This window comes from Endothiovibrio diazotrophicus, assembly GCF_054657215.1.
The window spans coordinates 1-11,360 of sequence record NZ_BAAHXB010000155.1 but is presented as its reverse complement, the minus strand read 5'-3'; the positions used below and the strand labels follow the sequence as shown (position 1 = coordinate 11,360).

The 11,360-nt window shown below is 66.9% G+C and carries 7 protein-coding genes; 2 read left to right on the top strand and 5 right to left on the bottom strand.

Annotated elements, in window-relative coordinates; genetic code table 11:
• Positions 1-7 precede the first annotated feature (7 nt).
• From ACYQ2W_RS23835 to ACYQ2W_RS23815, 5 genes are all read right to left on the bottom strand, one after another.
• The gene (locus ACYQ2W_RS23835) at positions 8-1,096 is read right to left on the bottom strand and encodes an alkene reductase (RefSeq protein WP_459873068.1); all 1,089 of its coding nucleotides are present in this window, start codon (positions 1,094-1,096) and stop codon (positions 8-10) included.
• A gap of 142 nt (positions 1,097-1,238) precedes the next feature.
• Positions 1,239-4,316, bottom strand: a complete 3,078-nt coding sequence (locus tag ACYQ2W_RS23830; protein WP_459873066.1) for an efflux RND transporter permease subunit — start codon at positions 4,314-4,316, stop codon at positions 1,239-1,241.
• A 25-nt stretch (positions 4,317-4,341) separates the two neighbouring features.
• Positions 4,342-5,484 carry an efflux RND transporter periplasmic adaptor subunit gene (locus ACYQ2W_RS23825; RefSeq protein ID WP_459873064.1) on the bottom strand — a complete coding sequence of 381 codons (1,143 nt, stop codon included), beginning with the start codon at positions 5,482-5,484 and terminating at the stop codon, positions 4,342-4,344.
• 258 nt (positions 5,485-5,742) lie between these two features.
• Positions 5,743-7,443, bottom strand: coding sequence for a PAS domain-containing protein (locus tag ACYQ2W_RS23820; protein ID WP_459873062.1), 1,701 nt, complete (start codon positions 7,441-7,443; stop codon positions 5,743-5,745).
• A 311-nt stretch (positions 7,444-7,754) separates the two neighbouring features.
• Complete coding sequence (locus ACYQ2W_RS23815) at positions 7,755-8,072, bottom strand: hypothetical protein (RefSeq protein WP_459873060.1); 318 nt, start codon at positions 8,070-8,072, stop codon at positions 7,755-7,757.
• Positions 8,073-8,466: 394 nt separating this feature from the next.
• Between ACYQ2W_RS23815 and ACYQ2W_RS23810 the strand changes: the two genes are divergently transcribed.
• Together ACYQ2W_RS23810 and ACYQ2W_RS23805 are read left to right on the top strand one after the other, a co-directional pair.
• Entirely contained in the window at positions 8,467-11,022 is a 2,556-nt protein-coding gene (locus tag ACYQ2W_RS23810; protein ID WP_459873058.1) for an SUMF1/EgtB/PvdO family nonheme iron enzyme, read from the top strand.
• Positions 11,023-11,122: 100 nt separating this feature from the next.
• Complete coding sequence (locus tag ACYQ2W_RS23805) at positions 11,123-11,353, top strand: hypothetical protein (protein ID WP_459873056.1); 231 nt, start codon at positions 11,123-11,125, stop codon at positions 11,351-11,353.
• The last annotated feature ends 7 nt before the right edge of the window (positions 11,354-11,360 follow it).

Sequence of the window (11,360 nt, the reverse complement as noted above, 5' to 3'; positions counted from 1 at the left end):
GCGGGCCCTAAGCACCCACCTCACTCAACGCCGGGTAATCGGTATACCCCTCGGGTCCGGGCGTATAGAACGTCGCCGGCTCCGGCGCGTTTTCCGCCGCGCCGGCCCTCCACCGGGCCACCAGGTCGGGGTTGGCCAGGAACGGCCGCCCGACGGCGATGAGATCGCCGTTGCCCGCGGCCAGGTCGATCTCGGCGCGCCCGGCATCGTAGCCGCCGGAGAGGATCAAGGCCCACCCGTACGACTTGCGGAAGATCGTCTTGATGGTGTCGGGCACCGGCGGCGCCCCCATGGAGGAGTGATCCACCAGGTGGACATACGCCGGGCGGAACGCGTCGAGTCGCCGTTCCAGATAGGTGTAATCCGCCGTCATCGCGTCGTACGCCGGCATGTCGTTGAACACCCCGAACGGCGAGAGCCGGATACCCACCCGCTCCTTGCCCACGGCCCCCGCCACCGCCTCGATCACCTCCAGCAGGAAGCGCACGCGGTTCTCGATCGGGCCGCCGTACCCATCCGTGCGCCGGTTGGTGTTCGGGCGGAGAAACTGTTCGAGCAGATAGCCGTTGGCGGCGTGCAGCTCGATTCCGTCGAACTCGGCGGTCACCGCGTTCTCCGCGGCCCGGACATACTCGTCGACGGCCGCCCCGATCTCCTCGCCGGTCATCGCCTCGGGCACCGGATGGGGCTGCACGCCCGCGGCATCCGTGTACATCCCGCCCGCGGCCCGGATGGCCGAAGGGGCCAGCACGCGCCCGCCCGCGGGCAGGTTGAGCGGATGGGCGATGCGCCCGCAATGCATGAGCTGGAGGAAGATCTTCGCACCCTCGGCATGCACCGCCGCGGTAACGTCTTTCCACCCTTCGATCTGGGCCGGAGAGAAGATGCCCGGTATCCGCGGGTAACCGAGGCCGTTGGGCGACGGCGAGGTCCCCTCGGTGATGATGAGTCCGGCACTGCCGCGCTGTGCGTAGTACTCCGCCATCAGCGCGTTGGGAAGATTGTCGGTGGCGCGGCAGCGCGTCATCGGCGCCATCACCAGATGGTTTTGCAGGGTCAAGGGACCGAGGCTGGCCGGCGAGTACAGAATCGACATGGTGAAGTCCTCCATTTGGGGTGACCAGCGTGTCCGCGTCCCTGAGGGCGCCCCTCTTGCGCCGTCCGGCTGTTGGCGCACATCGTTTCCTCCCCGCACCGCCTTCCGGCGATGCGACGCCGCTCCTACGGCTCGTTCTCCGCTACCGCCGGCTCGGCGCCTCCTTCGGGGAGGCGGCGGAACGGTGATCCGCGCCCAACATCATGTACATGGCGGGGACCACGAACAGCGTGAACAGGGTGCCGATGGAGAGGCCGGTGGCGATGACCAGGCCGAGGTTGAAGCGGCTCACCGCGCCGGCGCCGCTGGCGGTGATCAGCGGCACCACGCCGAACACCATCGCCGCGGTGGTCATCAGGATCGGCCGCAGGCGCAGGCCGGCGGCGCGCTGGATGGCGTCGAGCTTGCCCTGGCCTTCGCGCTGCAGGTTGTTGGCGAACTCCACGATCAGGATGCCGTGCTTGGCGATCAGGGCGATGAGGGTGACCAGGCCCACTTCGGTGTAGATGTTCAGCGTGGCGTGGCCGACGCCGAGATTGATGAACAGCAGCGCGCCCGAGATGGCCATCGGCACCGAGACCAGGATGATGACGGGGTCGCGGAAGCTCTCGAACTGCGCGGCCAGCGCCAGGAAGATGATGATCAGGGCAAAGAAGAAGGTCAGCACCAGGCCACCCGACTCCTGGACGAACTGGCGGGAGGGGCCGGCAAAGTCGAAGCCGTAGCCGGCGGGGAGGGTGCGCCGGGCCAACTGCCGCAAATAGTTCAGTGCTTGACCCTGGGCAACGGAGGGCAAGGCGACGCCCTGAATGGTGGCCGAGTTGGCCTGCTGGAAGTGGCTGATCGTTTCCGGCTGCACCGAAGTGCTGAGATGCGCCAGGGTGGAGAGTGGCACCATGCGGCCGCCCGCGCTGCGCAGGTAGTAGTGCCGGAGCTGATCCGGATTCAGGCGGAAGCGCTGCTCGACTTGCGGGATGACCTTGTACGAGCGGCCGTCCAGCTCGAAGAAATTGACGTACCCGCCGCCCAGCATGGCCGATAGCGCCGCGCCGATGTCCTGCATGGTCAGGCCCAACTGCGCGGCCATGTTGCGGTCGATCTCGATGAGGGTCTGCGGCAGGTCGATGCGCAGGTCGGATTGCAGGAAGATGAACTGCCCGCTCTTTTGCGCGTCGTGCAGGAACTGCTGCGAAACCGGATAGAGCCGGTCGAAGGATTCGGATGAGGTGATGACGAATTGAATGGGTACGCCGCGCGCTCCGGGCAGCGGCGGCGGCTGGAACAGCGCGATCTGCGAGCCGGCGATGCGGCTCAGCTCCTGTTGCAGCTCGGACTGCAATTGGGTGGCGGTCCTCGCGCGCTCATCCCACGGCTTGAGCACCATGCCGCCGATCACCTGCGAGGAGGAGTTGAGCTGAAACACGTGGTCGGTTTCCGGAAAGCCTCGATACACGTCATAGATCCGATCGACGTAGAGCTGCCGTTGATCGACCGTCGCGGTGGGGTTGTTGAAGGCGATGGAGATCAGCACGCCCTGGTCTTCCTGCGGCGCCAGTTCCGACGTCGAGGTGGCATACAGGTAGTAGATGGAGCCGAGGATGAGGAGTGCCATCACCGCCGTCACCGGCAGATGATTCAGCGAGCCTCGCAGCCACCCCTCATAGCGCCGGTGCAGCCGATCGAAGCCGTGGTCGAGGAGCAGCGCCAGGCGGTCCTGCCAACGACGGCTGTGCGGATCCGGCGCCTGCAGCAGGCGTGAGCACATCATCGGCGACAGGGTCAGGGCGATGATGGCGGACATCACCACCGTGCCGACCAGGGTGAAGGCGAACTCGGTGAACAGCGCGCCGGTCAGTCCGCCCATGAAGCCGATGGGGATGTACACCGCCACCAGCACGACGGTCATCGCGATGATCGGGTTGGCCAGCTCGCGCGCGGCGCGCACCGCGGCATCCCGCCGCGACATGCCGTCATCCAGGTGACGGCTGACGTTCTCCACCACGATGATCGCGTCATCGACCACCAGGCCGATGGCCAGCACGATGGCCAGCAGGGTGAGCAGGTTGATGGAGTAGCCCAGCGCCAGCATCACCGTGAAGGTGCCGACGATGGAGAGCGGGATGGCGACCAGCGGAATGGTCACCGAGCGCAACGAGCCGAGGAACACGAACACCACCGCGGTGACGATCAGCACGGCCTTCACCAGGGTCTTGATCACCTCGTCGATCGACGAGTCGACGAACTTGGTCGAGTCGTAGATGACCTCGCCCTTCAAGCCGGTCGGCAATTGCGCCTGGATCTCCGGCAAGACCCGGCGCACGCGGGCGACGACGTCGAGCAGGTTGGCGCCCGGAGCGACCTGAATGCCGACGAACACCGAGGGCTTGCCGTCGAAGGCGACGTTCGTCTCGTAGTCCTCCGCGCCCAGGGAGACCTCGGCCACGTCGGTCAGCCGCACGACCCGCCCGTCGACCGACTTCACCATCAGGTTCCGGAAACCTTCGAGGGACTTCAGGCCGGTATCGACCGCCAGATCGATCTGCACCATCCGGCCCTTGGTGTTGCCGATGGAGGCCAGATAGTTGTTGCCCGCCAGCGCCGCATACACGTCGGTCGCGGTGAGGCCGTAGGCGGCGAGCCGTTGCGGGTCGAGCCAGGCGCGCAACGCGAAGTTTTTCGCCCCCAGGATCGCCGCCGTCTGCACCCCATCGACGGCCTGCAGCCGGGGTTGCACCGCGCGGTTGATGTAATCGGTAATCTGGTTCGGCTCGAGCACCTCGCTGTAGAACCCGATGTACATCGCATCGATGGTCTCGCCGATGCTCACCGACAGGATGGGGGTCTGCGCCTGCGGCGGCAGACGGTTGAGCACCGAGTTGACCTTGGCGTTGACCTCGGTGAGCGCCTTGGCCGAATCGTAGTTCAACCGCAGGTTGGCGGTGATGGTGCTGACTCCCTGCACGCTGCTCGATGTCAGATAATCGATGCCGTTGGCCTGGGCGATGGCATTTTCCAGGGGGGTGGTGATGAAACTCGCCACCAGATTGGCGTCGGCGCCGGGGTAGGCGGTGGCGACCGTGACCACGGCGTTTTGCGTGTAGGGGTATTGCAGCACCGGCAGCAACCCGACCGAGCGCAGGCCCAGCACCAGGATCACCAGGCTGATCACGGTGGCCAGCACCGGGCGCCCGATGAAGAGATCGGTGAATTTCTCGGTCATGCGCGGCTTCCGTTGACGACCACGATCAGGGGTCGGGTATGGGCGGATTGGGGTTGTCGGACGGCTGCACCTGGTTGTTCACCCGAATGGGCGAGCCGTTGTGCAGCTTGAGTTGGCCGGCGGTCACCACCGTCTCGCCGACCGTCACGCCCTGGAGCACCGCCACCTGATCGCCGCGGGTGAGGCCGGTGGTGATGAAGCGCTGCTCGGCCACCCCCTTCGGCGTGCCGTCCGCCTCCCGGCCGGCCTCCTTGACGATGAACACCGTGGCGCCAAAGGGGTTGTAGGTCACCGCGGCGTTGGGCAGGGTGATGTATTGGCGTGGTTGGCCGTCGGTGATGCGCACCGTGGTGAATACGCCGGGCAGCAGCGCGCCGTCCGGGTTGGGCACGAGGGCGCGCACCATGAGGTTGCGGGTGGCGGTGTCCACCTGCGGCTCGATGGCCGTCACCGTCGCCTCGAAGGTCCGGCCCGGCGCCGCGCTGGACTCCGCCACCGCCTTCATGCCGATGCGGATCAGGCCGATCTGGCTCTGCGGTACGGTGAAATCGACCAGCATCGGGTCGAGCCGTTGCAGGGTCACCACCGTGGTGCCCGGCGCCAGGTATTGGCCGAGGTTCACCTGGCGGATGCCGAGCCGGCCGGGGAACGGGGCGGCGATGGTCTTTTGCGCGATCCGCGCCCGCTGCCCGCGCACCTGCGCCTGGATGCCCTTGAGCGTGGCGGTATCGGTATCCACCACGGAATGGCTGATGGACTGCGTCTTGATCTGGGACTGATCGCGCCTGAGGGTAAGCTCGGCCAGCATGACCTGGACTTCGAGCTCGGCCAGCTGCGCCTTCAGCGGCTCGGGATTGAGCTCGACCAGAGGCTGGCCGGTGCTGACCTCCTCGCCCGAGTCGAAATGAACGGCCGTGACCAGCCCGTTGACCTCGGCGCTCAAGGCCGCCTGCTCACTGGCGCTGAACGTGCCCAGCGCCTCCAGGGTCGGCTGCCAGCTGCTTTCCCGCGCCACGGTGGTCGATACCGTTTGCGGCGGATCGGCCTGTGCCAGGATCGAACGGGCGATCATCCGGTTCTTGAAGCCTTGGTACGCCACCACCCCGCCCATGATCGCGCCGGCGATGACGAGCATGACGATCATGCGCTTGGTGTTGCCTTCGGTCATCGATCACCCCGTATTGACGATGCTCTCCGCGCGGGACAGACCCGGGCATCGGCCGGCGCGGTGGCCGCGATCCCGCGGCCGGTATGTCCACCCGTCGTCGACGGGCCGCTTCAAACGCTTCGAGTCGAATTCGTTGTAGCGGCTCCGCCGGTTTGCCGTCTGTCTTCCAACGCACATAGCCGCAGCCGGGCCGTGTGCCGACCGCCGCTTCGCCGCCGAGGCCACCGAACCGGGGTGATACGGTGGTTGGGGCGCGGATCAAGGTTCCGCGCCTTCATCCCGCCCGCTGAAAAAGCGGTAGTTGTTGCGTCCGTCCGCCTTGGCGCGGTACATCGCCGAGTCCGCGTTGCGCATCACGTGGTCCGCGTCGCGGCCATCGTCCGGATAGATGGCGATACCGATGCTCACGCTGATCCGGACGGTGTGCGCGCCGAGCGGGAACGGCGCGGCGATCGCCTGGAGCAGCTTGGCGGCCACCCGCGCCGCATCCCGCGGATGCTCGATCTCGCTCAGCAGGATCACGAACTCGTCGCCGCCGTGGCGGCACACCGTGTCGGTATCGCGCACCGCGGCCACCAGTCGTTCCGCCGCCGCGCGGAGCAACTGGTCGCCGATCGCGTGGCCCAGCGAATCGTTGGCCTTCTTGAAGTCGTCGAGGTCGAGGAACAGCAGCGCGGCCTGCTTGGCGTGGCGGCGGGCCAGCCCGATCGACCAGGCGAGCCGCTCGCCGAGCAGCACCCGGTTGGGCAGGCCGGTGAGCGCGTCGTGCTGGGCCAGGTGGGCCATCTTGCGCGCCATCGCCCGCGACTGGCTGACGTCGTGGAAGACGATCACCGCGCCGCACACCCGGCCCTCCCGGTCGTGGATGGGGGCGGCGGAATCCTCGATGGCGGACTCGCCGCCATCGCGGCGCACCAGCACGCAATCCGCGGACAGGCCGACGGTCCGATCCTCCTCGATGGCACGCCGGGCCGGGTCCGCGGTGGTCTCGTGGGTGGCGCCGTCGAAGATCTCGAACACCTCCGCCAGCGGCCGCCCCAACGCCTCCTCGCGGGACCAGCCGGTCATCTTCTCGGCCACCAGGTTCAGATAGGTCAGGTGGCCCGACAGGTCGGTGCTGAGCACCGCGTCGCCGATCGAGTTGAGGGTGACCTGGGCGCGCTCCTTCTCCTCGAACAGGGCGGCCTCCGCCGCGCGTAACCCGAGCTCCGTCGAGACCCGCGCGGTGATGTCCTCGACCGTCTGTACGTGGCCCTGCGGCACCGTCCCGTCGAGCATGGTGGCGCCGTGGATGCGCGTCCAGACGATGCTCCCGTCGCCCCGCAGGAAGCGCACCTCCGCGCGGAACGGTTTCTTCTCCCGCACCGTCCGGCGCCACTCGGCAACGACCCGCCGGCGGTCCCGCGGGTGTATCGCCTTGATCCAACTGGAGCCCAGGGCCTGCTCGAAGGTCAGCCCCGAGATCTCGTGGTAGGACGCGTTGGTATAGACGCAATGCCCCAGCGTGTCGGAGACGAAGATCCCCAGCGGGGAGGCGTCGCTCATGGCGCGGAAGCGCGCCTCGCTGACCCGCAAGGCGTCCTGGGTGGACTTGCGTTCGAGGGCGTAATGCAGGGCGCGCGGCACCCAGTGGGGATCGACATGGCGCTTGACGAGATAGTCGTGGGCCCCGTGGCGCACCGCTTGACGGGTGATCGCCTCGTCGCCCGAGGCGCACAGGATCAGGATCAGGGCGTCGGGGGCGAGTGCGCGCACCCGCTCGAGCGCCTCGATGCCGCCGCCGTCGGGTACCGCCAGATCGAGCAGGACGACCTCGATCCCCCCCCCGGCCAGGCGTTCGAGGGCCGGCGACAGGCGTGCCGCCGTTTCGACGCGAAACGCCCCGCCGTCGGCGTCCGCGCCGGTCAACGCCTCATCGATCCTCGCGGCATCGGCGGGGTCGGCCTCGACGAGAAGCACGCGGATCGATTGCCCGTGTATGGCATGAACCTCCCGCTCCCGCTCCATGGTCCTCCTCTCGCGGTGCGCGTCCGTATCTCTCTTTCGTAGTTGGCAGACTAAGCCGCACCCTCCCTGGCGTCTGTCTGCTGGCGCACATTGCCATGCTGCCCGCGCGGTGCCTGAGTGCCACGACGAAAAACGCCATCCGCGCGTTGTCGCGCGGATGGCGTTCTGATTTTCCCGCCCCGCCGCCTATTTCTTCACGGTCAGCGCGCGGGCGCGCTCGGCTCGCCGGCGGCGGATACGATCGACGCCCGAACCTCGCCGGCTCAGCCGCCGCGGTCGTCCTCATCCGCGGCCGGGTAGGGCAGGTGGAGATTGGGATGATCGACCGGCATGTCGAGATACGCCTGGCGGCTCGCCTCGGTTTCGAAATAGACGGTCAGGCTGCCGTCCTCCAGGGAGGGGTGACCCGCAACGTCGGCGATGTCGTCGCCGCTCATGGGGTCGATGGTGTTGATGCGATGGTCCGGCTCGTGCAGCCGATGGCTCTGGCCTTGATCGCGCGGCAGCGGGTCGGTCGCTACCCAGTTGAGATATTCGAACTTGACGGCCGGCTCGGTCCGCGAGATCGACGAGGTATTCATTCCATTCTCCTGTGAACCATCACCTGCCGCCTGTGAGGCTGCGCGGTGTGCGCGGTACCCGGCGGAGGCTCCATCCTGGTTGAAACACCGGGGGGCGGTGCAGGATGCGATAATGATTGAGTGATATTCTAGGTTTCTCCGGACAAATAGCGAATCACATTAATTGATGAGTGGCGCGCGTGCGGGTATTCATGCCTGAGCTATTTTTTTCAGTATGATATGAGGAGCGAAAACGGATATTTGCCTTGTTTATTCTGCGGGATTGACGCGCTCGGGTGGCCGGACGGCGTTTGGCTGATGCGTAATGTCCCGACGACTAGGGCTGTAGACTGCTATGCGTTCGGGCGTTGTATCAGGTGCGTTTTTCGCCCTCTCTCTTCTCTGTGCGTGGCCGATGTCGGCGTCCGCCGATGCCACGGCGGCGCCTACCGGCGACGCTCCTCCCATTAGCGCCTGCACTACGCTGCGCGCCGATGCCCTGGACCTACTCTATCCCTTCGCGGTGCTCGCCCAGGGGGCCTACGGCGGGAGCGAGGCGGGTGATGACCTCCTTGGGTACTCCGGTTGGGAAAGAGAGTACCTCTACGTCGATCCCCATAGCGGATTGCGCGCCTCGCTGTTTGTCGATCGGCAGCAGGGGCAGGCGGCGGTGGCGTTTGCCGCGACCGACGGCAGTGGGCTCGAGGAGTGGTTGACTGCCCTCCCTCAAGAGGGGGCGCGTGAGCTGCCGAGTCAGTATGTGGAGGCGGCGCTGGTGGGGGGGGTGGCCCTCGGTCTGGCCGCGGGCGTTCCGGTGGACGCCGGTGTGGATGAGATGCTGTTGGAGATCAACCCCGATTTCGACGGCGTGCGGCTGAGCGATGCGATTGAGAGCATCCGCGGCTACGATCTCTACCTGACCGGGCACTCGCTCGGCGGTGGGTTGGCCTCCTTCGTCGCCCATCTGTTCGGCGCGGTCGCCGTCACCTTCGACGGCGCGTTGCTTCACCCCAGTGAGTTTCAAAGCGATCTCGTCGCCTATCAAGCGGTGGCGGAGCGCTATTTCGCCGGGTTGGTAAAGCACTCTCCGACCATCGTCTACAACATCGTGTCGCGGGATAGCCCATCGGGCGGGTTCGATTTCGTTGCGACCTCGCCCGGCGCGTTGAGCGGGTCGCTCTGTTACGTGGATGTCCCGGAGGCGGCTACGCAGGCCGGTGGCGGTGATGTCGGCAGTGACGCCGATCCGCTCTGGTGGGACCCCTCGACCATCAGCTATGCGGTATCGGATGGCGTGCTGTGGGGCGCCGATGGACGCCACTCCCTCGGCGATCTGGTGGTGGCGATCGGCACCGAGCGCATTGAGGTACGGGGGCCGTCGAGCGTCGAAGAGGAGGAGACGGCCCAATACTCGGTGTTCGCCTATCTGCGCGATGGGGTGGAGCAGCCGGTGCGTCCCGTATGGTCGGTGGATGAGGGGTGTGGGTCGATCACCGAGGAGGGGCTGTTGAGCCTCTCGGCGGCGTGCGACTCCGAGGTGGTCGACGTGACGGCCGAGTACGGGATGTTTTCGGATCGGTTTCCGGTGACGGTGATCCGGGACCCGGCGTACCCGGTCTCGTTGGGGATCGACGGGCCCAACTGGCTGCGGGAGGGCGAAAGCGGGAGCTTCCACGCCTTTGCGCTGATGAGTGACGGGCGGCATAAGCCGATATCGCCCACCTGGAGCATAGTGCCGCCCAGGCGGGCCGATGTGGATGCCGCCGGAGTGGTGACGGCGGCGAATGTGACCGGGCACCAGATGGCAAAGGTGATCATCGACCACGGAGGGATGTCGGCGGAGCGGATCATTCAGATCTACGACTCCGGGCCGTCGGCGGGTTCGGTTCCGGCCTCCACCGGGCCGCTGGCCATTGCGCTGCAGCGTGTGGACGCCTCCGGCGCGATCTCGGTGGGTGATCCGGTCTCCTTTTCTCTGTCCGTTTCCGGTGGTGCGAGGCCCTACCGCTACCGCTGGTGGTTCGGCATCGGTTCGCCCAACGGCGGCGTCACCGCCGACGGCCAGCGCTACTCGACGCAAGCGGACCCCGGTTCGATCACCTTCTCCCGGGCGGGGCGCTACGATGTCTCCGTACGGGTCATCGATGCCGATGATACGGAATTGTTCGACAATGTTCAGGTGGTGGTGGAGTCCTCCGCCGATGATGGTTCGTCCGGAGACTCGCTGGCGGACTCCGGTGGTGACCCCACCGGAGAGCCGCTGGATTCCTCCACCGATGACGGACTCGGTATGACCTTTGTTACCCTCCCGGCGGGAAGCTTGATGATGGGCAGCGCGGAGTCGGAGCCGGGGCACGACCCCAGCGAAGGGCCGCAACACTCCGTTTCCATCCCTTCGTTCCGCATCATGACCACCGAGGTGACGCAGGGGCAGTGGGAGGCGGTGATGGGGAACGCGCCCTCGCTCTTCACCGCCTGCGGTGATGACTGCCCGGTGGAGAATGTCTCCTGGGAGGATGTGCAGGAGTTCATTGTCGAACTCAACCGGCTGACCGGCGGGAGCTACCGTCTGCCGACGGAGGCCGAGTGGGAGTACGCCGCACGGGCCGGCACCACCACCGCCTACTGGTGGGGGGACGATGCGGAACCGGAACGGGCCAACTGCCGCGATGCCAGTTGTGACGATGCCTTTTACGCCGCTGCGCCGGTCGCATCCTTCGATGCCAACCCCTGGGGTCTGTACGACACCGCGGGCAATGTGCGGGAGTGGGTGCAGGACTGCTGGAACGATGACTACAGCGGCGCACCCAGCGATGGGAGCGCGTGGGAGAGCGACGATTGTGGCCAACGGGTGATGCGCGGTGGCAGCTGGAGCGATGATCAGGAGGCGCTACTGCGCTCCGCTTCCCGGGTCGAGGCATTCGCGAGAGATCAACAGCACCCAGCCGGGTTCCGGCTTGCCCGGGATTAGCGATTCTGTCCGAGGCCCTTACCGCTCCAGCGCGCCCCGGTCACCACCTCGCCAGTCAACAGCGGGATCTCCACCCGCTGCGCCGCCGAGCGATGCCTCGGTGCGTATCCGGGAGAACGACCGGCGGGGGCTGGATGAGAGCCTACCGCCAGCTTCGGTGACGTCGGTGGCGGCGGGAGAGACCGAGGCTCGTGTCGAAAAGCGCCGATCCGCAACCGGCCTCGCGTGGCTGCTGTTCCGCGTTGCCCGCCCGCTGGGGTTCGAGGCGCTCGGGGAGCGGATTCACCCGATGGTGACCCTCGCCTACTTCTGCACCCTTCTCCACTACTAAGGGCCCG

Coding starts and splice junctions, on each gene's coding strand:
- ACYQ2W_RS23835 (WP_459873068.1), bottom strand. CDS start 1,096: ATGTCGATTCTGTACTCGCCGGCCAGCCTCGGTCCCTTGACCCTGCAA.
- ACYQ2W_RS23825 (WP_459873064.1), bottom strand. CDS start 5,484: ATGACCGAAGGCAACACCAAGCGCATGATCGTCATGCTCGTCATCGCC.
- ACYQ2W_RS23810 (WP_459873058.1), top strand. CDS start 8,467: ATGTCGGCGTCCGCCGATGCCACGGCGGCGCCTACCGGCGACGCTCCT.
- ACYQ2W_RS23830 (WP_459873066.1), bottom strand. CDS start 4,316: ATGACCGAGAAATTCACCGATCTCTTCATCGGGCGCCCGGTGCTGGCC.
- ACYQ2W_RS23815 (WP_459873060.1), bottom strand. CDS start 8,072: ATGAATACCTCGTCGATCTCGCGGACCGAGCCGGCCGTCAAGTTCGAA.